General features: G+C 57.2%; 22 protein-coding genes. 10 read left to right on the top strand and 12 right to left on the bottom strand.

Going from position 1 to position 24,617, the window contains the following annotated elements; translation table 11 throughout:
- Positions 1–2: 2 nt before the first annotated feature.
- Together AO726_RS04665 and AO726_RS04660 are read left to right on the top strand one after the other, a co-directional pair.
- Complete coding sequence (locus AO726_RS04665; RefSeq protein WP_206542496.1) at positions 3–1,109, top strand: HPP family protein; 1,107 nt, start codon at positions 3–5, stop codon at positions 1,107–1,109.
- Positions 1,110–1,131: 22 nt separating this feature from the next.
- Complete coding sequence (locus AO726_RS04660) at positions 1,132–2,025, top strand: RluA family pseudouridine synthase (RefSeq protein ID WP_058066868.1); 894 nt, start codon at positions 1,132–1,134, stop codon at positions 2,023–2,025.
- Positions 2,026–2,029: 4 nt separating this feature from the next.
- On the opposite strand, the gene AO726_RS04655 is transcribed toward AO726_RS04660, so the two are convergent.
- The 4 genes from AO726_RS04655 to AO726_RS04640 are packed head-to-tail and all read right to left on the bottom strand — an operon-like array spanning position 2,030 to position 6,562.
- The gene (locus AO726_RS04655; RefSeq protein WP_058066867.1) at positions 2,030–2,611 is read right to left on the bottom strand and encodes a cob(I)yrinic acid a,c-diamide adenosyltransferase; all 582 of its coding nucleotides are present in this window, start codon (positions 2,609–2,611) and stop codon (positions 2,030–2,032) included.
- 2 nt (positions 2,612–2,613) lie between these two features.
- Entirely contained in the window at positions 2,614–4,632 is a 2,019-nt protein-coding gene (locus AO726_RS04650; protein ID WP_058066866.1) for a HAMP domain-containing sensor histidine kinase, read from the bottom strand.
- A gap of 46 nt (positions 4,633–4,678) precedes the next feature.
- Positions 4,679–5,593, bottom strand: a complete 915-nt coding sequence (locus AO726_RS04645) for a putative 2-dehydropantoate 2-reductase (RefSeq protein ID WP_058066865.1) — start codon at positions 5,591–5,593, stop codon at positions 4,679–4,681.
- A 3-nt stretch (positions 5,594–5,596) separates the two neighbouring features.
- On the bottom strand, positions 5,597–6,562 hold the full coding sequence (locus tag AO726_RS04640; RefSeq protein ID WP_058066864.1) for a GGDEF domain-containing response regulator: 966 nt from the start codon (positions 6,560–6,562) through the stop codon (positions 5,597–5,599).
- Positions 6,563–6,711: 149 nt separating this feature from the next.
- Between AO726_RS04640 and AO726_RS04635 the strand changes: the two genes are divergently transcribed.
- On the top strand, positions 6,712–7,191 hold the full coding sequence (locus AO726_RS04635; RefSeq protein WP_058066863.1) for a YajQ family cyclic di-GMP-binding protein: 480 nt from the start codon (positions 6,712–6,714) through the stop codon (positions 7,189–7,191).
- A gap of 70 nt (positions 7,192–7,261) precedes the next feature.
- Here AO726_RS04635 and AO726_RS04630 read toward each other — a convergent pair whose 3' ends face one another.
- On the bottom strand, positions 7,262–8,794 hold the full coding sequence (locus AO726_RS04630) for an AmpG family muropeptide MFS transporter (RefSeq protein WP_058066862.1): 1,533 nt from the start codon (positions 8,792–8,794) through the stop codon (positions 7,262–7,264).
- A gap of 43 nt (positions 8,795–8,837) precedes the next feature.
- Positions 8,838–9,245: an MGMT family protein gene (locus tag AO726_RS20875; RefSeq protein ID WP_082629058.1), complete on the bottom strand. Its 408-nt coding sequence runs from the start codon at positions 9,243–9,245 to the stop codon at positions 8,838–8,840.
- On the opposite strand from AO726_RS20875, the gene AO726_RS04625 reads away from it, so the two are divergent.
- A complete protein-coding gene (locus AO726_RS04625) occupies positions 9,235–10,227 on the top strand; it encodes a DUF481 domain-containing protein (protein WP_058066861.1) in 993 nt (330 codons plus the stop codon). The two genes, AO726_RS20875 and AO726_RS04625, sit on opposite strands and share 11 nt — an antisense overlap.
- Before the next feature lie 109 nt (positions 10,228–10,336).
- Positions 10,337–11,341, top strand: a complete 1,005-nt coding sequence (locus AO726_RS04620; protein ID WP_058066860.1) for a DUF481 domain-containing protein — start codon at positions 10,337–10,339, stop codon at positions 11,339–11,341.
- 61 nt (positions 11,342–11,402) lie between these two features.
- Here AO726_RS04620 and AO726_RS04615 read toward each other — a convergent pair whose 3' ends face one another.
- On the bottom strand, positions 11,403–12,161 hold the full coding sequence (locus tag AO726_RS04615) for an SDR family oxidoreductase (RefSeq protein WP_058066859.1): 759 nt from the start codon (positions 12,159–12,161) through the stop codon (positions 11,403–11,405).
- A 210-nt stretch (positions 12,162–12,371) separates the two neighbouring features.
- Here AO726_RS04615 and AO726_RS04610 point away from each other — a divergent pair, with 210 nt between their 5' ends.
- The 5 genes from AO726_RS04610 to AO726_RS04590 all read left to right on the top strand — a co-directional run bounded on the left by AO726_RS04610 (position 12,372) and on the right by AO726_RS04590 (position 16,370).
- Positions 12,372–13,103 (top strand): HugZ family pyridoxamine 5'-phosphate oxidase, encoded by a 732-nt coding sequence (locus tag AO726_RS04610; RefSeq protein ID WP_058066858.1) that lies wholly within the window; start codon positions 12,372–12,374, stop codon positions 13,101–13,103.
- Between the two features lie 63 nt (positions 13,104–13,166).
- Positions 13,167–13,616 carry an FxsA family protein gene (locus tag AO726_RS04605; RefSeq protein WP_058066857.1) on the top strand — a complete coding sequence of 150 codons (450 nt, stop codon included), beginning with the start codon at positions 13,167–13,169 and terminating at the stop codon, positions 13,614–13,616.
- 221 nt (positions 13,617–13,837) lie between these two features.
- Positions 13,838–14,131: a co-chaperone GroES gene (locus AO726_RS04600; protein WP_058066856.1), complete on the top strand. Its 294-nt coding sequence runs from the start codon at positions 13,838–13,840 to the stop codon at positions 14,129–14,131.
- A 58-nt stretch (positions 14,132–14,189) separates the two neighbouring features.
- Positions 14,190–15,833, top strand: coding sequence for a chaperonin GroEL (groL, locus tag AO726_RS04595; protein WP_058066855.1), 1,644 nt, complete (start codon positions 14,190–14,192; stop codon positions 15,831–15,833).
- A 312-nt stretch (positions 15,834–16,145) separates the two neighbouring features.
- Complete coding sequence (locus tag AO726_RS04590) at positions 16,146–16,370, top strand: hypothetical protein (protein WP_058066854.1); 225 nt, start codon at positions 16,146–16,148, stop codon at positions 16,368–16,370.
- Between the two features lie 70 nt (positions 16,371–16,440).
- On the opposite strand, the gene AO726_RS04585 is transcribed toward AO726_RS04590, so the two are convergent.
- The 5 genes from AO726_RS04585 to AO726_RS04565 all read right to left on the bottom strand — a co-directional run bounded on the left by AO726_RS04585 (position 16,441) and on the right by AO726_RS04565 (position 24,476).
- Positions 16,441–19,479, bottom strand: coding sequence for a multidrug efflux RND transporter permease subunit (locus AO726_RS04585; RefSeq protein ID WP_058066853.1), 3,039 nt, complete (start codon positions 19,477–19,479; stop codon positions 16,441–16,443).
- 27 nt (positions 19,480–19,506) lie between these two features.
- Positions 19,507–20,637 (bottom strand): efflux RND transporter periplasmic adaptor subunit, encoded by a 1,131-nt coding sequence (locus tag AO726_RS04580; RefSeq protein WP_058066852.1) that lies wholly within the window; start codon positions 20,635–20,637, stop codon positions 19,507–19,509.
- A gap of 243 nt (positions 20,638–20,880) precedes the next feature.
- Positions 20,881–21,978, bottom strand: a complete 1,098-nt coding sequence (locus AO726_RS04575) for a DUF1513 domain-containing protein (RefSeq protein WP_058067096.1) — start codon at positions 21,976–21,978, stop codon at positions 20,881–20,883.
- Between the two features lie 9 nt (positions 21,979–21,987).
- Positions 21,988–23,049, bottom strand: a complete 1,062-nt coding sequence (locus AO726_RS04570; RefSeq protein ID WP_058066851.1) for an imelysin family protein — start codon at positions 23,047–23,049, stop codon at positions 21,988–21,990.
- A gap of 11 nt (positions 23,050–23,060) precedes the next feature.
- Entirely contained in the window at positions 23,061–24,476 is a 1,416-nt protein-coding gene (locus AO726_RS04565; protein WP_058066850.1) for a di-heme oxidoreductase family protein, read from the bottom strand.
- Positions 24,477–24,617: the final 141 nt, after the last annotated feature.

Raw genomic sequence — 24,617 nt, 5'->3', positions numbered from 1 at the left:
TTGTGAATAAGTCTGGAGTGGGGCAGGCACTGCTCGCCTGGCTAAAGGCATTCTGGCCCGCACCGATGGCTGTTAGCCTGACTGAGCGAGTGCTCAGTTGTATTGGCGCGGTAATGGGACTTCTGTTCAGTAGCTGGTTATGCCGTGAAGCGCTGGGCAGCGCCAGCCCCTGGCTCATTGCGCCGATGGGTGCATCTGCCGTGCTGTTGTTTGCTGCACCGGCGAGTCCGTTGGCACAGCCTTGGTCGATTATTGGCGGCAATGTGCTCTCGGCTTTGGTCGGGGTGACTTGTGCCATGTGGCTGGGGCATAGCGCATGGGTTGCTGCACTGGCCGGTGGGTTAGCGATTGCTGCGATGTTCGCTCTGCGCTGCCTGCATCCACCGGGTGGTGCTGTGGCGCTTACGGCGGTATTGGCGGGGGCAGACATCAGTCAGTTGGGTTTCCACTTCGCGTTGTACCCGGTCGCGGTCAACTCGTTCGGCCTGCTATTGATTGCGTTGCTGTTCAATAACTTTCTGCGTCGTCAGTACCCTCATCGGCCGCAGGTCCAGGTCAATGTGCACAAGACCCGCGACCCGCTTCCCAGCAGCCGTTTGGGTTTTACATCCGCGGATCTGGATGAAGTCCTCAAAGCCCGGGGCGAGCTGCTGGATATTGCCCGGGACGACTTGGAAGACATCCTCCAGCAGACCGAGATTCACGCATTCAACCGCCGCTTTGGTGAAGTTCGTTGCGCCGACATCATGTCGAAAGACTTATTGACTCTGACGCCAGACACGCCCTTGCAGGAGGCTCGAGACAGGTTACTCAACCATCGTCTCCATGCCATGCCGGTGGTGGGCCCGCAGCAGGAGCTGCTTGGTTTGTTGACGCTACATGATCTGATGCACCCGCAAGTCGCCGATACCGTTGTCAGCAGCTGCATGCGCCGTGATGTAACGGCCTGCCAGGCAAGGTCGCCGCTGGCGGATTTGCTGCAGATACTGTCGGATAGTGATGTGCATCATGTGCCTGTGCTCGATGACCAGCAGCGGCTGCAGGGGATTATCAGCCAGTCCGATATGCTGGCTGCTTTGTATCGCATTGCTCTGCAGCGTACTGCCTGAGTGATATTGACCGAGTGTGATTATGTCTGTTGATGCCCGATCTCCGTCGAATATGCGCCCCAGCACCCTGTTTTTGCCGCCGGGTAACTGGCAGACCGTGTTCGACTGCCTGTGCGGGCATTTCCCCACCATTACCGAGGAGGTCTGGCGTGAACGCTTTATCCGGGGGCGGGTGCTGGATGCAGCAGGGCAGCCGTTAACGCTGGCCAGTGCGTACCGGGAAGGCTTAAAGGTGCATTACTTCCGTGAAGTGCCCAACGAGACGCCTATCCCGTTCGAGGCACAGGTGCTGCACGTGGATGACCATCTGCTGGTGGCTGACAAGCCGCATTTTCTGCCGGTGATGCCCGCTGGGCAGTATGTCGAACAGACTTTGCAAGCGCGTTTGGCCAAGTTAACGGGGAATTCCGATCTGGTACCGCTGCATCGGATTGACCGGCACACCGCTGGTCTGGTGCTGTTTTCAACCAATCGGGAAACACGTGGGCGCTATCAGGCGTTGTTCCGTGAAAGGGAAATGGGCAAGTGTTATGAGGCACTGGCTCCGGCGCTGCCCGATCTGCAGTTTCCGCTGCTGCGTAAAACGCGACTGGTGGATAGCCAGCCGTTTTTTCGCATGGAGGAGGGCGAGGGCGAACCGAACACGGAGACCCGCATTGAAGTGGCGGAGCGGCTTGGCAAGGTTTGGCTGTACCGGCTTTATCCGGTAACTGGCAAGAAACATCAGCTGCGGGTGCATCTGGCTGCTTTGGGCGCGCCGATTCTGCATGACCCGTTTTATCCACAGGTCACGGCGACCCCAGATGCCCCCGATGATTACACCAAACCGCTGAAGTTGCTGGCTCGGGGGCTCGAATTTACTGATCCGCTGAGCGGCCAGCTGCGTCAGTTCAGTAGCCGACTCAGTTTGCTCTGACGGCTCAGGCCTGGGGTTTTGCGGCAGGTTGCCAGAGCACTTCGTTGATTTGCATGCGCTTGGCGATCAGGCGTGATGCTACAAACAGCAGATCAGACATGCGGTTGACGTACGCCAGGCCTACCGCGCGCACCGGCTCGTGAGCATTCAGGCTTTGGCAGCGACGCTCAGCACTGCGGGCCAGGCTGCGGCAGACATGAGCTTGTGCAATCACCCGTGAGCCGCCCGGCAGAATGAAGTTTTCCAGCGGACCGACTTCTTCATTCCAGCGGTCGATAGCCGCTTCCAGTCGTTCAATTTCTTCAGGCTGTAGCGCCTGATACTCCGGCATGGCCAACTCACCGCCGAAGTCAAAAAGACGGTGCTGGCAGGGCGTCAGCACATCGATGATTTCCGACAAGCCTGGCCACATCATTTCCTGCTCGGACAAGTCTGCCAGCAGCAGGCCAATGTGGCTGTTGAGGGTGTCCACCTCGCCAATGGCCTCAATACGCGGGTGGTCTTTGCTGACGCGGCGGCCATCGGCCAGGCCGGTTTCGCCGGCATCGCCGGTGCGTGTGTAAATCTTGGAAAGACGGTAAGACATAGTTAGTTGCCTGTATCGGGACTGGCAGCCTCCAGCGGCAGGCGCAAGGTGAAGCAGGTTCCCTGGCCGAGTTTGGAGTGCACTTCCATTTGCCCTTTGTGGTTGTTGGTAATGATGAAGTAGGAAACCGACAGGCCCAGTCCGGTGCCCTGGCCGACTTCCTTGGTGGTGAAGAAGGGCTCGAAGATGCGTTTACGCACCAGCTCCGACATACCTATGCCGTTGTCTTCGACCTGAATTTCCGCCCATGGCGGGGTAAAGCGGGTGCGCAGGATGATCTTGCCCGGCTGGCTGTTGTTTTCACGCAGGTGGATGGCTTGCGCTGCGTTTTTCAGCAGGTTGAGCATGACCTGCTCCAGCTCGTTGGCGGTGGTGGGGACTGCAGGCAGGTTAGGGTCGAACTCACGCTCAATCTGCAGGCCCTTGAAGTCGAAACTTTCGGTCAGGTCGAAGTCGTTGCTGGCGATTTCGATAGCCTGATCAATCAGTTTTGACAGTTCACTGAGGGTGAGTTGCCGGTCGCTGCGGCGGCTGAAGTTGAGCATGTGGCTGACGATCTTGGCAGCGCGGCTGCCTGCTTGCTGAATGCCATCGAGCAGCGTCGGAATCTCGCGGCCGTGTAAGTACTGGTCGATCGCCTGAAGGGTGATCCCGGCAAGCTTGGCTTGCTCGTGGTTCTTTTCCAGCTCCGGCGAGAGCCTGCGGCGGATGTTCTGCACGTTATGCAGGATGGCCCCGAGCGGGTTATTGATCTCATGGGCCATGCCGGCTGCCAGGCCGCCCACCGAGAGCATTTTCTCGGACTGCACCATCATTTCTTCCAGGTTAAGGCGTTCGGTGATGTCATCAATGCGGATTACCACGCCGCGCCCGCTGCTGCCGCTTAATGGGTAGAAAGTTAAGGAGAAGTGCCGGGGCTGGCCGTCAATGCCCCAGGTCACGCGTTCGATTTTCACCACTTGGTGCTGTTCGATAGCCCGTCGCATTTTATGCAGGTACGGCTTGAGGTGTTGGAAGGCCAGCACAATGGGCTGGCCCAGAGCTTCGTCCAGCTCCGAACCTGAGATTCGGCTGGCCTCTTGGTTCCATTGGCTGACGTAGAGCTGATCGTCCAGAGCGATCAGCGCGGAGGGCATCGAGTCGATGATGCTGTTGAGGTAGTTCTGGAAGCCGGTGAGCTTTTTCTCGATCTTGCTGCGAACCTGAACTTCAAGCTCCAGCTTGCGGTTGGAACGGCGGGTTTCTTCTGCCAGATCTCGGGCTTGGTCAAACGCCTGCTGGGCATCATCGCGGGCACGTTTGAGCTGTTGTTCGCGGGCTTCAATACGGATCAGCATGGTGTTGAAAGCTTCAGCCAGGCGCCCGATTTCATCGCCATTGCCGGGTTGTGCGCGCAGGGCATAGTTCTCTTCGCGGGTCACCTGCCGGTAGAGCTCCTCAAGGCTGCGAATGGGCTGGGTGATCAGGCGTTTGACCTGACGCGAGATGTACAGCCACAGCAGTACGCTGAAGATCAGGATAACCACGCTGGCGGTCAGCGTGCCGGTGTAGAAGGCACCCGGCAGTTCGCTGGAGGCGACCAGTAACAGATGACCGTGGGGACCATCCTGTTGCGGCAGTTCCACTAACTGAGTGATGCGGAATTCCTGATTTTGCCATGAGCGGACGTCTTCCAGCCGCTGCGGCACTTTCAGACGGGAGCCGCGCTGTATCTGGGTCAGCAGGTTGCCGTCGGCATCATAGATAACTGCGGTGCGTAGCGGGGAATAGTCGCTTAGCCGAGTCAGTAGCTGGTCTGCGCTGGCCTTGGAGCTGAGGGCCTGCTCGCTCAGTTGTGGCGTGGCGATCAGCCGTGCCAAGGTCTTCAGGGCTTGCGGGGCCACGCTTTCCTGGGAAATCCAGTAGGCCGCACTGATAAAGGCCAGATTGGCCACCAGCAGGACGGTGGCGAGCAGGGCCAGCAGGGCGACCAGAATCTTGCGGCCAACCGGGAGGTTTTCTAGGCGCTGACGCAGAAGCATGGAGAGTGTGTCTAGAGCGAATGATGAAGGGCAGGGTAGCGCGGGCTCAGTGGCTCGGCAATCCGCGTGATTGCAGCAGGGTCAAAATCCGTTCGTGCACCTGTTGCAGCTGTGGCACCGGCACATGCAGAGCATCTGCTTGGCGGCAGGCGTAGCCGAGCAGGTAGGCAACTTCAGTGCGGCGGCCTTGGCGGACATCCTGATACATGGAGGAGAAGTTGTTGGCGGTGGCGCGGATAACCCGCTGCACCTCGTCCTGCAGGTTGTGCGCTGCTTCAGGCTGTTTGCAGTGCAGCAGCAGGCGTTGCAGTTCTTCACAGAGGCTGGCGACCTCGTCTGCATGGTCGTTCAGGCCGCCATTGCGGCAGTCGTGCAGAACGGTCAGTGGGTTGATTGCACAGTTGATGGCAAGTTTGCGCCACAAACGGCTGAGTATGTTGAGGCTCCAGTCGTGGGCAATCTGGGCTTGGCTCAGTTGCTCCAGCCAGGCAGGTGCAGGGCCACCAGCAGCATCGCCGAGCCAGGTGTGGCCACGACCTGCATAAACCACCTGAAAGTCGGCCTGGAGAAACGCACCTTCGGTGCTTGAGGCGAAGATGCAGCGCGCTTGTGGCAGGCTGGCTGCGACTTCATCCTGGCTGCCCAAGCCGTTTTGCAGTAATAGGACTTCAGCACCTGGCAACAGACGATGAGCCACTTGCGCCACCGCAGGTGCGGCGTCATAGGCTTTGCAGGCCACCAGCAGGCGCTGGATGGGGGCTCTCTCCTCAGGCGTTTGGGCGGGAATGGGAAACAGTTGCTGCTGATGTGGCTCAATCAGAGTCAACCCGCCGGCTTGGCGGTACGCCTCAAGCCGGCTGCGATTACGCAGGATCAACTGAACCGGTAAGCCAGCCTGCGCGAGTCGAGTGGCCCAGAGTGAGCCTAGGCTGCCCGCGCCGAGAATATGCCAGCTGCCCACAAATCAGCCGGCGGTTTGTAAGCGCATGGCTGAGACGCGGCCTGTGCTGTATGAGTCCGGCAGCAGGCGGGTGGCCTGTTGCAGAATCTGGTTAGGTGAGCAGGGCAGGCTCTTGGCATTCAGCCCGATCAGGCTGATTCCGGCTTTGAGGCTGATGAAGCCTTCGCTGGTTTTGAAGGCTTTGAGGTTGATGCCTTCATGCAGGCGCTTAAAGCTGCCAGGGGAGCATTCGTGGAGGTCTTCCAGCAGAGTGATCAGGCCGAAATGGGTGTTATCCAGGCGCACCAATACATCCAGTGGGCGTACCAGCTGTTGCAGACGGCGGGCAACGCTGGTGAGGAGTTCCTGATAGAACACTTCGCCGTACTGTTGTTGCAGCGCCTGAGCGTCTTCCAGGCCGATCAGCAGGTAGCACATGGCGCCGCCACGGGATTCAACTTGGCGCAGACTGTCGAGCATTTTCTGCTGCAGGTAGCGGCTGTTGCCCAGACCGGTCAGCGGGTCGACCAGATTGCGCTGTTCAAGGGCGGCAATGTTATCCAGCAGCAGCTGGTTTTCCTGCATAAGGCGCTGCAGGGTATTGCAGAGGCGGTCGGCAGCATAAATGCGCGGCAGTAATTGTTCATTCATGGAGGACTTGCTGATGAAGTCGTCCACGCCGCTGTCGAAGGCTTCGCTCATGACGTTATCGCCCTCTTTGCCGGTCAGAAGGACGATATAGGTGTAGTGATGAGTCATTTCATCGAGCTGGCGCACTCGCATGGTCAGCTCCAGGCCATTCATTTCAGGCATCAGCCAGTCGGCAAGCAGAACGCTGGCTGGGCGGGCTTCAAGCAGTTCCAGTGCCTCAGCCGCACTGCTGGCAAAGCGGATGTCCTGATAGCCCGCCTGGCTGAGTGCGCGTCCAATCATAGCGCTGGAAAACTTGGCATCATCGACAACCAGAATACTCAGGTGTGGCGTTGGCATGGGGCAGACTCGTCAGGAGGTAATCGCCAAAGGAGCCCGATACTTCGTCGGGCAATGTTTGTACGCTATATAATGGGTAGTTTTTTTAATCGTCAAGCTAAGTGCCATATGTTTGCAATCATTCGGCACTCTGTATGTGGAGCAAAAGCATGCCTTCGTTCGACGTTGTGTCCGAACTGGACAAACATGAAGTCACAAACGCCATCGACAATGCGATCAAAGAGCTGGAGCGTCGCTACGACCTGCGCGGCAAAGGCAGCTTTGAGCTGAAAGAGCTGACGGTCAATCTGACTGCTGACGCTGATTTCCAGTTGGAACAGATGATCGAGATTCTCAAGCTCAGCCTGGTTAAGCGCAAGATTGATGTGCAATGCCTGGAGTTCAAGGATGCCTACCCGTCCGGCAAAGTGGTGAAGCAGGAAGTTATCCTGCGTGAGGGAATCGACAAGGAGCTGGCTAAGAAGATCGTCGGCCACGTCAAAGACACCAAGCTGAAAGTGCAGGCCTCAATTCAGGGCGAGCAGGTCCGCATTACCGGTAAAAAACGTGATGACCTGCAAGAGGCAATTGCTTCTCTGCGTGGCAAGGATTTTGGTATGCCGCTGCAGTTCAACAACTTCCGTGACTGATACAGCGAAGTTGTAGAGTGCGATGCAAACAAAAACGCCACGGTAACGTGGCGTTTTTTATTGGATGAAGCTATTTGTTCTCGGCATCAACCGGTTCTATGGCAACAGCCTGTTTGCGCCACTGCAAGAGAATCAGAAGCAGGGTTGGAATACCCAGTAGCGCGGTCACCAGGAAGAAGTCTTCATAGCCGAGTTTTTCCACCATTACCCCGGAGTAGCCTCCAATCAGCCTTGGCAGTAGCAACATAATTGAGCTGAGCAGCGCGTATTGGGTGGCGGAGAATTTTAGGTTGGTCAGACTCGACAGGTAGGCCACGAATGCAGCTGTGGCGAGTCCTGCGCTGAAGTTGTCAGCCGAGATGGTGACAATCAGCATCTGCACATTGGCTCCCATGCCCGTCAGCATGAGGAAGAGCAAATTGGTGGCTGCCGAAGCTGCTCCGCCTATAAACAGAATCGGCATGATGCCAAAACGTACAATCAGCAGCCCGCCGATGCCGGCCCCAACCAGAGTCATGACCAAGCCAAATAGCTTACTGACGCTGGCGATCTGATCTTTGGTGAAACCCTGATCGATGTAGAAGACGTTCGCCATAACGCCCATCACGGTGTCCGACATCCGGTATGTGGCAATCAAGCCCAGCAGCAGAAATGCCTGCCAACGGTAACGCAAGATGAAGTCGTTGATGGGGGTGAGCACTGGGGCCAGGCCGCGACGCCCCATGGATGACAGGCACAGCGCGGTAAAAATGGTGTACATGATGGCGCGCAGGAAGGCCCGGTCTTCCAGAAGCAGGTCCAGCATGGTCATTTCGCCGTTAACCACGCTGGGGAAGTCGGTCCGGTAGAACTGGGTGCACATTGCTGGGACGGACACCAGCAAGACAATCAATACCAATACGGATGCAATCTGATGGCTGAAGCCGTAGCGGGCAGCCGCAATTTGCGTTCGCAGCGCTACATTGGGTTCGCGCATCCAAACGCTGGTGAGCAGGCCTGGCAGCATCAGCAGAGCAAACAGTAAATAGGTGCCAGCCCACGCTGCGTGCTGGTAAACCAAAATGGTGGAGCCAAACCCTTCAGCGAAATACAGCGCACCAGCCGTTGCCAGCAATGCGGCAACCCTGTAACCGGCCATATAACTGGCAGCGAGTGCGGCTTGCCGGGTGTCATCAGCGATTTCCAGGCGATACGCGTCAACCGCGATGTCCTGTGTAGCTGAGGCAAATGCGACCAATACGGCTAGTGCTATCAGCCAGGTCAGGTGGGTCTGTGGATTGCACAGCGCCATGCCAGCAAGACCGATAGCAATCAGGATCTGCGACAGAATCAGCCAGGAGCGGCGGCGGCCGAGGTGGCCCAGAAAGGGTAAGCGCCACTGATCCAGCAGCGGTGACCACACCCATTTAAAGGCGTAAGCCAAGCCGATCAGGCTGGCAAAACCAATGGTGTCACGGGCTACGCCCGCTTCCCGCAACCACACTGAAAGGGTTGAGAACACCAGCATGTAGGGCAGGCCAGCAGCAAACCCCAGCAGGAGTAGTACCAGAGTGGAGGGGTTTGAGTAGGCGGCGATTGCATCGCGCCAGCTTTTACGAGGCATTGGGCAGGTATTAGCCTGAAGTGGAGTCTGTGTTGGGCGCACTCTAACCGCTGTGATCCATCATGCGCCAGTTGTGTTGCGTCATATTGACCCGATCATTGCGTAAGAAAATCCCTTCTTCTTTCAATCTCCTTCGTTGTTCTTCTCCGCTGGGCGTGCCGGCGGGCAAGCTCAGGCGTCCGCCTGCTGCAATGACTCGGTGCCAGGGAAGCGTGGTGCCCTCCGGCAGCTGACTCAAGGTGCGGCCAACCCAGCGTGCAGCACGCCCGAGCCCTGCAAGCTCAGCTAATTCACCGTAACTCACTACACAGCCAGGCGGGATTTGTGACAGCGCACTATAAAGAGCGTACTGGCGTTCTGCTTGACTTGCTGGACGAGGTGCCGGCGCGGCATCCTCGCGCTTTTGATCGACCTGTCGCTGCGAGTTCCTTATGTTTTTAATGCGTTCCATCTTATGCCTGCTGGCGCTGGTTCAGCCTGTATTGGCCTGGTCGGATACGGTCTGGCTGAACAATGGTGATCGACTGTCCGGTGAAATTCTGCTGCTCGACGGCGGCAAACTGGCGTTAAAAACCAAATACGCCGGGCAAGTGCTGATTTCCTGGAAGGATATCGACACACTCAGTTCGGATAAACCCCTGATGGTCCGACGCAAAGGCCATGACAGTGAGCATAGCAATCAGCTGCAGGCTGCTGAAAAGGGGACGGTCACGGTGGTCAATTCGCAGGCACAAACCTTGCCGCTGGCCAGCATCGACCGGCTGATCCCACCACGTCCCTTGCTGCGGGACCGGATGATGGAAGGCAACCTCGATGCCAAGCTGGACATGAAACGCGACGAGAGTGAAAGCGATGAGTGGAAGCTCAAGGGCAACAGCCGCGTTGAACATGGCCTCTGGCGGCACGTTCTCAGCGGTGAGCTTGAGCGCAAGACCAAAAATGACAGCAAAACGGCGGATAACTGGCAGTTGGAATACAGCCTCGACCGTTTTATCACTGATCACTGGTTCTGGCGGGTGAGTGCGGAGCAGGATGAGGACGAGTTTGAGTACTTCACACGTCAGCGCTCTGTCGGCACTGGGCCAGGCTACCGTTTCTGGGATAACGAGTTAGGTCGCCTTGATGTGATTGTTCAAGCTAACCGGTTACGTCTGGACACTGAGCAAGAAAATCTGACATTCAACACAGCTTCAATTGGCTGGGATTACAAGCGTCTTTTGTTCGGCACCCGTGTGGAGCTGTACAGCACCGGCGAGTTGCAGGTCCCGCAGATTGATGAGGTCGACTATGTGTTGGATAGCGAGTACGGCGTGCGTTATCGCCTGAACGAGTGGGCACGGCTTTCTCTGTTGTACGAGTTGGATCAGGTCAGGGGGCTTGGGGAAACGGGGAGTAGTAGGAGGTACCTGATAGGGGTCGGTGTTGGCTGGTAGTAAATAAGTACTACCTGAACTTTGTCCTGTTAAGGAAGTCAGGGATTGTCTTGGCGGAGACAATCCGCATAATGCCGTCCCTCGCTAATCCACCTACTGCTTTAGTGTTATGTCCTTTAAATCTCTGTTGTGCCTGGCTCTGCTTGTTCCGGCCAGTTCTGTTCTGGCTGACACTGTTTGGCTGAAAAATGGTGATCGTCTCACCGGCAAGATCAAATTCTACGATGGCAGCAAACTGGTGCTTGAAACCGAGTACGGCGGAAACATTGCGCTGGACTGGAAAAAAGTCGCCACCCTGGAAAGCGACCAGGAAATGCTGGTTAAACAGGATGCTGTGACCGGTGAGCGGGCCAAGGCATTGCAACCGGCGGAAAACGGCCAAGTAACCCTGGTCAATGGTGATGCTCCGAAAACCGTCGAGCTGGCCAGTATTGAACAAATCCTCAAGCCCAAACCGCTGGTGGAAGACTTCACCTGGAAAGGCAACATTGATGCCTCCGTTGATTACAAACGCGCGGATCGGGATACCGACGATTACGACATCAAGCTGAAAACCCAGGCACGCCACGGACTGTGGCGACACAACGCCAAGGCGGATTACAACCGTGAGCTACGTGATGAGGTGGTGACCACCGATAACTGGGGCATCGAATACGCGCTGGACCGATTCGTCACCGAACACTGGTTTTGGCAGGCGCGTGCGGAATATAAGCGTGACGACATAGAAGATCTGCACCGTCAGCGCACGCTGGGTACTGGCCCGGGTTATCAGTTCTGGGACAATGAATTGGGTGCATTCTCGGTTGCGGGGCTGCTCAACCGCACTGACTATGAGTTCTCCACTGGCGAGAAAGAAAACTTCTACTCGGCTGGTCTGAAGTGGGATTACAACCGTTATCTCTTTGGTAAGAGTGTCCAGCTGTTCAGTGATGGTGATTTAGGCAAACCGCTGGACAGCGTGGCCGATTACACCCTGGATGCCGCTGTGGGCCTGCGCTACAAGGTAACTGACTGGGCTTCGCTTAATATGAGGGCGGAGAAGGATATCGTCAGTGGTTCCGACGGCGATATGGACGAAACCCGTTATACCCTTGGTTTCGGTGTCGGCTGGTAAGCGATCACCAACAAAAAGCCCCGCAAATGCGGGGCTTTTTATTATCGGTGCAGGCTTGCTGTTACAGGCGCAGGCCGCCGTCCAGCTCCAGAACACGACCGGTGTAATAGTCGTTTTCCAGAATGTAGGCCACGGAGTGTGCGATCTCGGCTGGTTTGCCCATGCGGCGCAGTGGGATGCCCGCAGTCATGCGCTCAAGCGCTTCAGGCTTCATGCTGGCAACCATTTCGGTTTCGATAAAGCCAGGGGCGACACCAGCAACGCGAATCCCGTAGCGCGCCAGTTCTTTGGCCCAAACCACGGTGTCGGCAGCCACGCCTGCCTTGGCGGCAGAATAGTTGGCCTGGCCGATGTTGCCAGCACGGGAGATGGAAGAAATATTGATGATCGCGCCTTCGTTCTTCAGCTCGATCATTTTTGCGGCCACTTCACGTGTGCAGAGGAATACGCCAGTCAGGTTGACGTCGATCACTGACTGCCACTGAGCCAGGCTCAGCTTGGTCATCTCGCCATCTTTGATCTTGATGGTCAGACCGTCACGCAGGATGCCTGCGTTGTTAACCAGGCCATTGATGGCACCGAAGTCATCAGCGATCTGGTTAACGGTTTGAATGACCTGCTCCTCGTTCGCCACGTTGCAGAGGTAGGAGCGGGCTTCCACGCCCTGCGCCTTACAGGCGGCAACCGCTTCGTCGAGACGCTCCTGGTTCAGATCCACCAGCGCCAGTTTGGTGCCTTTACCCGCCAGGTATTCCGCCATGGCGCGGCCAAGGCCCTGGCCGCCGCCGGTAATGATGATGACTTTATCGTTGAGCTGCATTGCGTGTTCCTCTGCTTTACAAGTGCCTCACTGGACCGTGCGTTGTGTGCACAAACGGCCGTGCCGCGAGGGCTGGCGCGTTGAAGCTGACCTGGAGATGGCCTAACGTGCGGGGCGTGGGGCGGGTTCTTAGGTGTAATCTTGCCGGCTTTTTACGAGTAAACTTTTTTGCTAGTCCGTTGTTGCGGATTCTTTTCAAGGAGCTTTCAGATGAGCATCACTGCGAGTATGCATGCACGGCATTTGCTGCTCAAGGAGTACCGGGGCGTCTTAAGTACTCATTCTAAGGCCATGCCGGGCTTTCCGTTTGGCTCTGTGGTGCCTTACTGCCTTGATGCTGAGGGTTGTCCGCTGATTTTGATCAGCCGTATTGCACAGCACACGCACAATCTGTTGAAAGACAACAAATGCTCGCTGTTGGTCGGCGAGCGGGATGCTGCCGATGTCCAGGCGGCTGGGCGTCTGACTTTGCTGGCCGAGGCCGTGAAGCTGGAGGATGCGCGGCTGATCGAGCAAGCAGCACAGCGCTATTACCGCTACTTCCCGGATGCTCGGGATTATCACACCGCCCATGATTTTGATTTCTGGCGTCTGACACCGGTGCGCTGGCGCTTTATAGGCGGCTTCGGCGCGATAAACTGGCTGGATGAAGTGGCTCTGGCCAATCCGTTTGCCGGAGAGGCTGGGATCAGCATGCTGGAACACATGAACACAGACCATGCGCAAGCGATTGCGCACTATGTTGAACTAGCAGGTCTGCCAACCGAGTCTCCAGCAGAAATGGTCGGAATCGACAGCGAAGGTTTCCATCTGCGCATTGGCCAGCGTCTGTACTGGTTGGCCTTTCCAACATCTTGTAACAGTCCGTTGGAGGTGCGGCAGGCCTTGGTAATGCTGGCGCGCGCAACGGCCTGGCCTGCCGTTGGGCAGTCTTCAGCTTGAATTCAGGCTAATCCCCCATACTTCAGTAGTACTGGAAGCTGATCTTCCGTGAAGGAATTCTTAATGCGTGCATTTCTGTTTCTGTTTGTGCTGTTTCCAATCCTTGAGCTGGCTGTGTTGATCAAAGTCGGCAGCAGTATTGGTGTACTTCCTACGCTTCTGCTAATCATCGGTTCGGGGATTCTCGGTGCGTTTCTGTTGCGTCTGGCCGGGGTTGCTACCGCTTTTCGCGCCCGTGAGCGTTTGGCGCGTGGCGAAATGCCGGAAGAGGAGATGTTCGACGGCCTGTTTATGGCGCTGGGTGGTGGTCTGCTGCTGTTGCCGGGCTTTATCAGTGACATCATCGGCCTGATCTGTCTGCTGCCGTTCACGCGCCGCTTTCTCATCGGCAAAATGCGCGCCCGCGCCGCCGAACAAGCCGAACGCCAGCGTGCCTTTTTTGATGACGCCGCCGCCCGCTCAGGGCAGACCCGCCCGAATGTGCTTGAAGGTGAATACGAGCGCCGGGACTGAGTTCTGCTGCACTTCGTCAAGGGCGCAAAAAAATCTTTTAGCCGCCCTTGAAATCCCTTCTTGCACCCTCATGTAGATGGTACTGCAAGGTTTCTGCCTTACCGGCAGTACAGATTTCAGCGTTGCGTCCAACCGTAACGCAACCGGCTCGCGCCGGACTTTGCTAATCAGCCAGTGGATGTCACTGGTCTATGTAAACACTTATCTAGGAGAGATCGACAATGAAGCTTCGTCCTCTGCATGACCGCGTCGTTATCCGCCGCAGCGAAGAAGAATCGAAAACCGCTGGTGGCATCGTGCTGCCGGGTTCCGCTGCTGAAAAGCCGAACCGTGGCGAAGTTGTCGCCGTAGGTACTGGCCGCGTGCTGGACAACGGTGAAGTACGTGCTCTGGCCGTTAAAGTCGGTGACAAGGTGGTGTTTGGTCCCTATTCCGGCAGCAACACCATCAAGGTCGACGGCGAAGACCTGCTGGTGATGAGCGAGAACGAAATTCTCGCTGTCCTCGAAGGTTGATTTCAGCGCAAGTCGCTACGAATTCCGCTCTATCTGAACGAATTAAGGAATAACCATCATGGCTGCTAAAGAAGTTAAATTCGGCGATTCCGCCCGTAAGAAAATGCTCACCGGCGTTAACGTACTGGCTGACGCAGTAAAAGCTACTCTGGGCCCGAAAGGCCGTAACGTTGTTCTGGACAAGAGCTTCGGCGCTCCGACCATTACCAAAGACGGTGTTTCGGTTGCCAAAGAAATCGAACTGAAAGACAAGTTCGAAAACATGGGCGCTCAGCTGGTTAAAGACGTTGCTTCCAAGGCTAACGACGCTGCCGGTGACGGTACTACCACTGCAACCGTTCTGGCTCAGGCTATCGTTAACGAAGGTCTGAAAGCTGTAGCCGCTGGCATGAACCCGATGGACCTGAAGCGTGGTATCGACAAAGCCACCATCGCTATCGTTAACGAGATCAAAGCACTGGCCAAGCCATGCGCTGACACCAAGGCGATTGCTCAGGTAGGTACCATCTCCGCTAACTCCGACAGCTCCATCGGCGACATCATTGCCGAAGCCATGGAAAAAGTGGGTAAAGAAGGCGTTATCACCGTTGAAGAAGGCTCGGGCCTGGAAAACGAACTGTCTGTTGTAGAAGGCATGCAGTTTGACCGTGGCTACCTGTCCCCTTACTTCATCAACAAGCCGGACACCATGGTCGCCGAGCTGGATGGCCCGCTGATCCTGCTGGTTGACAAGAAAATCTCCAACATCCGTGAGCTGCTGCCAGTTCTGGAAGCGGTTGCCAAAGCTGGTCGTCCGCTGCTGATCGTTGCAGAAGACGTAGAAGGCGAAGCGCTGGCTACTCTGGTTGTGAACAACATGCGCGGCATCGTTAAAGTTGCTGCTGTTAAAGCTCCGGGCTTCGGCGACCGTCGTAAGGCCATGCTGCAGGATATCGCTATCCTGACTGGCGGTACTGTGATCAGCGAAGAAGTAGGTCTGAGCCTGGAAGGCGCTACTCTGGAGCACCTGGGTAACGCCAAGCGCGTTGTTCTGAGCAAAGAAAACACCACCATCATCGACGGTGCTGGTCAGCAGGTTGATATCGAAGCCCGCGTTGCTCAGATCCGTAAGCAGATCGAAGAAACTTCTTCCGACTACGACAAAGAGAAGCTGCAAGAGCGTCTGGCCAAACTGGCTGGCGGTGTTGCCGTGATCAAAGTCGGTGCCGGTACCGAAGTTGAAATGAAAGAGAAGAAAGCCCGCGTTGAAGACGCTCTGCACGCTACCCGTGCGGCCGTTGAAGAAGGCGTGGTGCCTGGCGGTGGTGTTGCGCTGGTTCGCGCTCTGCAGGCCATCAGCGAGCTGAAAGGCGACAACGCTGATCAGAACGTCGGTATCGCTCTGCTGCGCCGTGCTGTTGAAGCTCCGCTGCGTCAGATCGTTTCCAACGCTGGCGGCGAGCCGAGCGTAGTGGTCGACAAAGTGAAGCAGGGCCAAGGCAACTTCGGCTTCAACGCTGCAACTGACACCTACGGCGACATGATCGAGATGGGTATTCTCGACCCAGCCAAGGTAACCCGTACTGCGCTGCAAGCTGCTGCTTCCATCGGTAGCCTGATGATCACCACCGAAGCGATGATCGCTGAAGTGGCTGAAGACAAGCCTGCAATGCCTGACATGGGCGGCATGGGCGGTATGGGTGGCATGGGCGGCATGATGTAAGCCACCCGGCAACCTGCCAGGTCATGTATGTGGCCTGGACTGCTGAGAAAACCCCGTGACGTTGTCACGGGGTTTTTTATTGCCCGCTAAACAGGTTCTGAATGGAGTCATGCGGTGTGCGTAGGATAGGGGGATGTGCTTTCTGCAGGTATTGCAGGGCTTAATGATTTGATGGGGTTGATCCTGATGCGATCGTTTCTGTTAGTCTTGGGTATTAGCGCGGTCATGCCCGTTGGTCGAAATTTGAACAACGAATTTTCTTGTGGCCTAACATAAAAGCGTGATGCCCAAATTTTTCAAGAGGTTGCGGTCATGAACTCAAGCGCTGCGCGAAGTATTTTCTTCCTTGCGGCTTGCTGCGTAGCCTCAGTAGCCGCCGCAGCGTGGCACGAGCCACGCCCGCAGGTTGTCAGTCATTTTTCTGCTAATTCATGCCCGGTGCCGGGCAAGGCACGAATTCTGACCCAAGCGAGCACCGATCAGGATCTGTTGCTGTTCATGTTTGGCTTGGCCCAAGGCATGGGGCCGCAAAGCTGAGATCAGTTTGCCCGGATTAAAGCCGTCTCGCGTTTCAATAAAAAGCCCTGCATGTGCAGGGCTTTTTTGTTTAGTGCGTCTTAGGCGCAGTATCCGGCTTGGCCAACAAGCTGTACACACAGGGTAAGACGAACAGGGTGAACAGCGTACCGATGGACATACCGGTGGCGATCACCAAACCGATGTCGAAGCGGCTCACAGCACCTGCGCCGCTGGCCATGATCAGCGGCACCATGCCAAAGACCATCGCGGCAGTGGTCATCAGTACTGGACGCAGTCGGATCGAGGCAGCTTCCTCCACTGCCTCGCGGCGGGACAGGCCCTTTTCCCGGCGCAGCTGATTGGCGAACTCGACGATCAAAATGCCGTGCTTGGTGATCAGGCCAATCAGTGTGACCAAGCCCACCTGTGTGTAGATGTTCATGCTCGACCAGCCGAGGAACAGCGGGATCAGGGCCCCGCAGATCGACAACGGTACAGTGACCATGATCACCAGCGGGTCGCGGAAGCTCTCGAACTGCGCGGCCAGTACCAAGAAGATCAGCGCCAGTGCCAGAGCAAAAGTGACGTACAGCGCATTGCCCTCCTGAACCAACTGACGGGAAGCTCCGGCGAAGTCATAGGCAAAGCCTACAGGTGCTTCTTCACGCATGATCTGGGTAATGGTATCGATGGCTTCGCCCATGCTCACAATCGGAACGCCCTGAACGATTGCCGAGTTCAGTTGCTGGAACTGGTTAAGCGCGGTCGGTCGGGCACGGTCAGAGACTTTAACCAGCGTCGACAACGGCAGCATCTGCCCGCTTTCGCTGCGCACGTAGTAGCTGTTGAGCCAGCCCGGATTGTCCCGGTAAGGGCGCTCCACTTGGGCAATCACCTTGTAACTGCGGCCGTCGATGGTGAAGCGGTTGATTTCGCCTTCGCCCAGCAGACTGGCAAGTGTCAGGCCGATGTCTTCCATGGAGACGCCCATTTGTGCGGCTTTCTCGCGATCGATATCCACCACCACTTCGGGTTTGTCGAAGGCTAGATCGACGTCGAGGAAGGCGAACTTGCCGGATTCTTCGGCGCGCTTTTTGACCTTGTCTGCCACTTGCAGTAGTGACTCGTAATCGTTCGGCGTGTTGATCACAAATTGGAAGGGCAAGCCTTCACCGGTGCCCGGCAGTGACGGCAGGTTAAAGCCGAAAATCTGCAGACCGGCGATCTCAGACAGGCGCTGCTGTACCTCTGGCAGCAACTCCATCTGGCTGCGCTCGCGCTCGTTCCACGGCGTCATCATGAAGCCGCCGATACCTGACTGAACACCACTGAAGCCGTTGATCTGGAATGATGAGTAGTACTCAGGGAAGGATTTGAACGCTGCGACAAACTCGTCGGTGTACTTGTTCAGGTATTCGAGGTTGGTGGTTTGCGGCGCGTTGGCAATCATAAAGATGATGCCCTGATCCTCTTCAGGGGCCAGTTCACTTTTGGTGAACTTGAGGAACAGCGGAATCAGGCACATGACGATCACCGCAAACACGATCACCACCGGGCGTGTATCCATGGTGCTGCGTAGTGCCCGTTGGTAGCGCTGTTTCAGGCTGTCGAAAATCTGATCGAGTTTGTGCGCCAGGCCAGAAGGGTTTTCCTCATGGCGCAGTAGCTTGGAGCACATCATCGGCGACAACGTCAAAGCGACGATGCCTGAGATGATCACCGCGCCGGCCAGGGTCAGAGCAAACTCTTTGAACAGTGCGCCGGTAAGACCCTCCATAAATCCAATCGGCGCATACACGGCTGCCAGGGTGATGGTCATGGATACCACCGGCACGGCAATTTCCCGTGCACCCGCTAGGGCTGCGTCGATGGGCGTTTTGCCTTCTTCGATATGACGGTGGATGTTCTCCACCACCACGATGGCATCATCCACCACCAGCCCGATTGCCAGCACCATCGCCAGCAGGGTCAGCAGGTTGATGGAGTAGCCCATAAGCTGCATAAAGAACAGCACGCCGATCATCGACAGCGGGATGGTCACGACTGGAATCACAACTGAACGGAACGCGCCGAGGAACAGGAACACCACAACAATGACGATCAGCACTGCCTCGCCAAGGGTTTTCACCACTTCGTCGATGGAGGCCTGGATAAACAGGGTGGCGTCGTAGGCAATGGACACGTTCAGGTTCGGCGGCAGTTGTGCTTCAAGTTCAGGCAGCACGCCACGCACTTCTTTGATCACATCCAGCGGGTTGGCAGCTGGCGTGCCCTTGATGGCAATGTAGACGGAAGGAATACCGTCAAACGAACTGATTGCGTCGTAACTCTCTGCGCCCATTTCAACCCGCGCCACATCGCGCAGCAGCACACGGCTATCGCCTTGGGTCAGAACCGGGATCGCGGCAAAGGCTTCGGCGGATTTCAGATCAGTTTCAGCATTGATGCTGGTGACCACATATTCGCCTTTAACCTCACCGGCAGCAGCGAGGAAGTTGTAGCGGCGTACGGCGTTGTTCACATCCGCAGCGGTGACGTTGTAGGCCGCCATTTTGACCGGGTCCAGCCACAGGCGCATAGCAAAGACCTGATTGCCGAGAATCTCCGCCTCGGCCATGCCCGGCAGGGTGGCCAGTTTGGGCTGAATCACCCGGGACAGGTAATCAGTGATCTGCGGATTAGACAGCTGGTCACTGTGGAAGCTGATGTACATCAGCGCAGTGGAGTCTGCCGCTTCCTTGCTCAGGACCGGGTCTTCGGCGGACTGCGGCAGCTTGTTCTTTACCTCGTTGGCCTTGGCCAGCAGTTCGGTAAAGAGTCGGTCGCTGTTGGCGCCGATACGGGCGTAAATGGAAATCACCGAGACGTTCTGGCGGCTGACCGAAGTCATGTAATCAATGCCATCGGCACTGGCCAGGCTTTGTTGCAGGGGCTGGGTGATGTAGCCCTGAATGGTTTCCGCGTTGGCACCGGGGTAGGCGGTGGTGACGGTAATCAGGGCGTTTTCCATGGCCGGATATTGGCGGATGGTCAGTTTGTTGAAGGCCTGCAAACCCAGCAGGATGATCAGCAGACTGATCACCGTCGCCAATACCGGGCGGCGGATAAAGGGATCAGTAAAAGCCATAGTCAGGTTCCTTGTGCCAGCGGCGGGTTACTCGGCGGCTGGCTGAGCCGGTGCCTTGCTAATGCGGACGTGGGAGCCGTTGTCCAGTTTGAGCTGGCCGGAGGTCACCACCTGTTCACCTGCTTTCAGGCCTTTATGCACGATGACCAGGCCATCGCGGCGCTCGCCGGTCTCAACAAAACGGCGTTCAACTTCCAGCTGAACTTCACCTTCATCATCTTTAACCACCTGGCCGTCCTCATCCTTCTTCTCGACGATCACGTACACCGAGTTGCCATATAGGGTGTAGGTGATGGCGGTTTCAGGGACTACGATGCGCGCGGTGTCATCTGGCAGGATCACATTCAGGTTGGCGAACATGCCCGGCAGCAGCTTACTTTCCGGGTTGTCCAGCAGGGCGCGGACCTGCACGTTGCGGGTGGTGTCTTCAACTTTTGGGTTGATCGCTGAGATCTCGCCTTCAAACTCTTCGCCAGGGTAAGCGGCCACGTTCAGGCGGACTTTCTGGCCAATGGCCAATTGTGGAACAACCTGCTCAGGCAGGAAAAAGTCGACATACAGTTTCGACAGGTCCTGCAGAGTGGCAATGGTCGTGCCTGAGGACAAATAGTCGCCTACGTCCACCTGACGGATGCCAATGGTGCCGGAGAAGGGCGCCAAGATGCGCTTTTTAGCCAACTGCGCTTGCAGTTGTTCAACGGTGGCATTGGCTTTCTGCAAGTTGGCAGAAAGGCGGTCAAATTCGCTCTTGGAGATGTTCTGGCGATTAACCAGGGCACGGCCGCGCTCGAATTCGACGCGGGTCAGGCCGAGGTCTGCCTGTGCGGTGGCCAGGCTTGCCTGCTCGACAGCGCTTTCCATTTGAATCAGCGGCTGGTTGAGACTGACTTTTTCCCCTGAGTTGAACAGTACCTGCTGTACGGTGCCCGCCACTTCTACAGTCAGGTCTACGCCCTGATAAGCCTTAAGGGTGCCGATCGCCGGTAGGCGGCCTTGCCAGGGCCGTGCTTGTGCACTGGTCGCTTCAATGGTGATCGCGGGCTGGGGAGCGCTGAACATCTGGATCTGCTGGTAGACGGAGTAGCCTTTGTAGGCGGCCAAAACGAGCACGACGAAGACGACGAGTCCAAGCATGATGAGCATGCGGCGAAGCAACATAATTCCAGATCCTTGGTAAGGCTTTTGAGGCGCGAATTTTAGGCAAGAGGGCAGATTATTCCGAGCTGATTGGGGATGTCAAAGAGCACTTATTACTTTATCTTTTCTTATTGCGGCTCTTTGCAGATCGCTTGTCAGTCAATACAGATTGCCGCACTTTCAGGGTTTTTAATTGCAGCAGCTTGGTCGATGAAGCGGGGCTGGACTGTGGCGAGTGCCGTGTTGGCACTCGCGGTCCATGGTTTATGCCAGGCGCAGGTGGTTGTCCCACAAGCCAGCAGGTAATTGCAGGGCCTGACTGGCGACCTGAGTGGTGCGGCAGTCGTACAGACGGCAACGGCCGATGCCGCTGGAAACCACGAAACCATCGGTCACAGCGCCCACTCCTGCGCAGTCTGGCAGATGGGTGTCCAGGCGTACTGCTCCACTATCCAGATCCCAAATAAAGAAGCGGTTACCGCGCGGTGCAGTCATGGCCAGTAAGCGCAGCTCGCTGTGTACGGCCACGCTGGCTGTGTACTGGTTCATGATCTGCAGCTGTGCCTGATGCAGCGGGAAGTGCTGGAACACCTGGCCGGGCCGCTTGATGGCCAGCAGCTGCACGCTGTCGGTTACTTCACCCATGTACTGCTGGCCGCTGACGATGGTGCCGTCGCTGGCAACGGCCAAGTGACGGACGCTGTTTTGTTGCTCCGGTAGTTGCTCCTTGCTGATCAGGGAGCCGTCGCGGCGCATCAGCACCAGGCTGGCCTCCATAGCGTCGAGGTTCATTTCGACCCGGCTTTCCGCCTCGGTGCGGATGCCGCCGTTGGCTACAACGATTGTTTCACCATCAGGCATCCACAGCAGCTGATGCGGGCCAAGGCCGTGGCTGGACAGCTCATTAACCCGCTCCAGGCGGTTGCCTTGCAGCTGGTACACGCCCAATACACCACGGCCTGGTTCGGAGAGGTCGTTTTCGGTTGCGTACAGCCATTCGCCATCTTTGTGGAAGATGGCGTGGCCGTAGAAGTGCCGTGTAGGCGGGGTTGTGAGGGTTTGCAGCAGCTGGCCGTTGCGGGTGTCGATCAGGTAGCTCTCGGTGCTTGGACGACGGCCAACAAAAAGAGCCAGCGGCTGCGTTGGGTGTGGCACCACATCATGGCAGCGTTCCGTCACTTCGGTGGCGAATGCTTCGCTACCGTCAAGGTGATAACCCACCGCCAGATGGCGGCCACTGCTGTCATTGCGCGCAGACAGTAGCAGCGGGCCGTGACTGCCACGCTGCATAAACTGCCAGCCGCCTATGGCGCCGGCGGCAATGGCCAGGCCGGTCAGGCCCAGAAAAGTTCGGCGATTGATAGACATGAATCAGTCGCCATCATGGGCGTTGAAGCCCAGTTGAATGCCCAGGGTTTTCGCCACTTCACCTTCGAGCAGGCGGTGCAGGTTGTTGAGGCTGTCGTACAGGGCATTGAGTTGGCTGCGCCCGTCGTCGCTTGCCAGCAGGTCGGTCATTGGCGCCTTGATATCGGCCAGACGCGTGCGGGTATCGACAAAGGCGGATTTAACTCGCTCTTTAAGGTCGTGCTGGCTGTCGCTCAGCAGTGTTTGCACGCCGTCGTTCTCCGCGCCAAGCCAGACGCGTTCAGCCGTGGCTAAACTGGCAGCGAGGTTGGCCAAGCTGGCTTTACTGCGCCAGGCTTCGGCTTGATACGGCTGTGGGAGTCCTTTGCTCTGACGGCCGAGCGGGGTGCCGAGCTTTTTCTTCAGGCCATCAATGGCGCTGACCTGGGTACGCAGGATGTCAGTCACGGCTTCCTGCGATTCGGCGTAGCGTTCGTTGGGGAAGTTTTTCAATTGAGCAGCGATACCGTCTTTGCTCTGCCACTGGCCTAGAATATCCGCAGCCAGAGCCAGTTGGTGCTCACCGATGGCGGTGAGTAACGGGCAGTAGCGGGCTTTTTGCGCGCTGTCTTCGAGGTTCAGGGCAGGGTCGAACAGCAGGTATTCATAAGCCGTCAGGCCCTGAACCACGACGCTGGATTTGTCGAGGTCGGCTGGCGTCAGTTGTGGTTTAGCTTTGACCAGCGCTTCGACCTGGCGCGCCACCAGGTTCTTTTTGTCCGGCCAGAACTGAATCTGCCAGGCGCGGTTGCCTTCTGCCAATGGACCCAATACCACCGGTTGAATAGCTGCCCAAGTGCTCTGCGCGCTACTGAAGGCCTGACGCGCTTCGGTCAGCGTCTGCTCACCTGCACAGAAGGCCTTGGCACTGGCAGCCAATTGACGGTCGGCTTCGCTCCAGGCGCTGTAAGCCGGGATGATGACGCCATCGGTCAGTTTGCTGCTGATGGCTTGATGTGGATCGCTAGGGCTGCATCCTGCAAGGCTCAGTGCGATCAGGGTCAGGCCCAGGGTTGAACGGATCATGAGCGGTTCCTTTATAAAGAATTGAGGAAGGCGAGTAGCGCGCTGCGCTCGCTGGCCTTCATGTTAAGTACAGACTGTTTGGCGGCCTCTGCTTCTCCGCCGTGCCAGAGAATGGCCTCGAGCAGATTGCGGGCGCGGCCGTCGTGCAGAAACTGGGTGTGGCCATTAACCCGTTCGGTCAGGCCAATCCCCCACAGCGGTGGTGTCCGCCATTCGCGGCCAGTAGCCAGAAACTCGGAGCGGTTATCTGCCAGACCTTCACCCATGTCATGCAGCAGTAAGTCGCTGTAAGGGTGGATGTTCTGATTGGCCAGCTCCGGTTCGGCGGCATCGGCAGCCGTGGTAAAGGTGGGAGTATGACAGCTCTGGCAGCCTGACTTGTAGAACAGGTTTTTACCCTGCAGCACCTCCGGCTTATCTACGTCGCGCCGCGCAGGTACGCCGAGGTTGCGGGTGTAGAACAGTACGGTGGCCAGGATATTGTCGCTGACCTCCGGCTCACCGCCATTTACGGCACTGAGGCAATCGGGCTGTGCGTGGGTGCAGTTGTCCTGCGGGATCAGGCTGCTGGTCAGCCCCATATCGTTGGCAAAGGCATCGGCATTTTGCTGGTTGAGCGACGGTTGACCGGCCTTCCAGCCAAAACGGCCGAGCACGCTGCGTTGCTGAGCACGGTCCCAGACGAGATTGGGGCGCCCGGAAATCCCGTCGCCATTACTGTCATCCGGGTCAGCATTGGCCAGAATCGCCTCTTCAGGGATGGCTTCAAGCAGACCCAAGCCAATCATTGGAGGGGCAATGCGTGCGGAGAATTGGGTGTCGGCATGGAAATCGCCGTAGCCAAGGTTGCTGATATCAAGTGTCGGCTTGCGCAGTTCCACTTCGGTACCGTCTGCAAACCTCTGCGTCTGATAGCTGTAGCTGACACGAACTTTGCCTTCAGGCGTAATGCCTGGCACGGCCATGTCCTGCAGTTGGGTACCGTAGACCGGCTCTGCGACTACACCCTGGCGGAGCAGCACTTCTGCGTCGCGGCTGCTGGCCGGAATCGACAGGCGCACCAGCATCGACACCGAGGACTTGGCGTCCGGGCCTGGCGGATGGCCACGGCCATCTTTGATGTGGCAGTTCTGGCAGGCGTTGGTGTTGAACAGTGGGCCGAGGCCGTCACGGGCCGTGGTGGTGGTCGGTGCGATGACCCATGGATTGCGGAAGAAACTGTTGCCGACGCTGAAGTCCAGACGACGTGCCGGAGACAGGTTGGCCGAAGGCATAGAGAAGGCGTTCTGATCCTTCTTTAGAACGGTGGTGCTGCCACCGGAAAGGCTTTCACCGGGCTCGGCCTGAGTAAAACGGGGCGCTTCATCACAGGCGCTCAGACACACGCAGGCTAAAAGGAGCAGAGCGGTGCGTTGTTTGACATACATGCTGGAAAGTCCACAGCAGAAGATCGAACGGCAAGGGTAACCGTGCGTTCTGGAAAGAGTCCTGCGTTAGCGCAATAAGCAGGGTATCGCGGGCTTGCAGGTAACAAAGCCGCAGGCCTTTTGAGCGCTGCGGCTTTGGGT

The sequence above is a fragment of the Pseudomonas sp. TTU2014-080ASC genome (assembly GCF_001446935.1).
Lineage (GTDB): Bacteria > Pseudomonadota > Gammaproteobacteria > Pseudomonadales > Pseudomonadaceae > Aquipseudomonas.
The sequence above is the reverse complement of the archived record's forward strand: the minus strand, read 5'-3'. Positions and strand labels throughout refer to the sequence as shown.

Bases quoted from the DNA above. Each gene is read 5' to 3' on its own strand.
- AO726_RS04630 (WP_058066862.1), bottom strand. From the start codon at position 8,794: ATGCCTCGTAAAAGCTGGCGCGATGCAATCGCCGCCTACTCAAACCCC.
- AO726_RS04655 (WP_058066867.1), bottom strand. From the start codon at position 2,611: ATGTCTTACCGTCTTTCCAAGATTTACACACGCACCGGCGATGCCGGC.
- AO726_RS20875 (WP_082629058.1), bottom strand. From the start codon at position 9,245: ATGGAACGCATTAAAAACATAAGGAACTCGCAGCGACAGGTCGATCAA.
- AO726_RS04605 (WP_058066857.1), top strand. From the start codon at position 13,167: ATGCGTGCATTTCTGTTTCTGTTTGTGCTGTTTCCAATCCTTGAGCTG.
- AO726_RS04610 (WP_058066858.1), top strand. From the start codon at position 12,372: ATGAGCATCACTGCGAGTATGCATGCACGGCATTTGCTGCTCAAGGAG.
- AO726_RS04565 (WP_058066850.1), bottom strand. From the start codon at position 24,476: ATGTATGTCAAACAACGCACCGCTCTGCTCCTTTTAGCCTGCGTGTGT.
- AO726_RS04640 (WP_058066864.1), bottom strand. From the start codon at position 6,562: ATGCCAACGCCACACCTGAGTATTCTGGTTGTCGATGATGCCAAGTTT.
- AO726_RS04660 (WP_058066868.1), top strand. From the start codon at position 1,132: ATGTCTGTTGATGCCCGATCTCCGTCGAATATGCGCCCCAGCACCCTG.
- groL (WP_058066855.1), top strand. From the start codon at position 14,190: ATGGCTGCTAAAGAAGTTAAATTCGGCGATTCCGCCCGTAAGAAAATG.
- AO726_RS04600 (WP_058066856.1), top strand. From the start codon at position 13,838: ATGAAGCTTCGTCCTCTGCATGACCGCGTCGTTATCCGCCGCAGCGAA.
- AO726_RS04585 (WP_058066853.1), bottom strand. From the start codon at position 19,479: ATGGCTTTTACTGATCCCTTTATCCGCCGCCCGGTATTGGCGACGGTG.
- AO726_RS04615 (WP_058066859.1), bottom strand. From the start codon at position 12,161: ATGCAGCTCAACGATAAAGTCATCATCATTACCGGCGGCGGCCAGGGC.
- AO726_RS04650 (WP_058066866.1), bottom strand. From the start codon at position 4,632: ATGCTTCTGCGTCAGCGCCTAGAAAACCTCCCGGTTGGCCGCAAGATT.
- AO726_RS04625 (WP_058066861.1), top strand. From the start codon at position 9,235: ATGCGTTCCATCTTATGCCTGCTGGCGCTGGTTCAGCCTGTATTGGCC.
- AO726_RS04620 (WP_058066860.1), top strand. From the start codon at position 10,337: ATGTCCTTTAAATCTCTGTTGTGCCTGGCTCTGCTTGTTCCGGCCAGT.
- AO726_RS04635 (WP_058066863.1), top strand. From the start codon at position 6,712: ATGCCTTCGTTCGACGTTGTGTCCGAACTGGACAAACATGAAGTCACA.
- AO726_RS04570 (WP_058066851.1), bottom strand. From the start codon at position 23,049: ATGATCCGTTCAACCCTGGGCCTGACCCTGATCGCACTGAGCCTTGCA.
- AO726_RS04590 (WP_058066854.1), top strand. From the start codon at position 16,146: ATGAACTCAAGCGCTGCGCGAAGTATTTTCTTCCTTGCGGCTTGCTGC.
- AO726_RS04580 (WP_058066852.1), bottom strand. From the start codon at position 20,637: ATGTTGCTTCGCCGCATGCTCATCATGCTTGGACTCGTCGTCTTCGTC.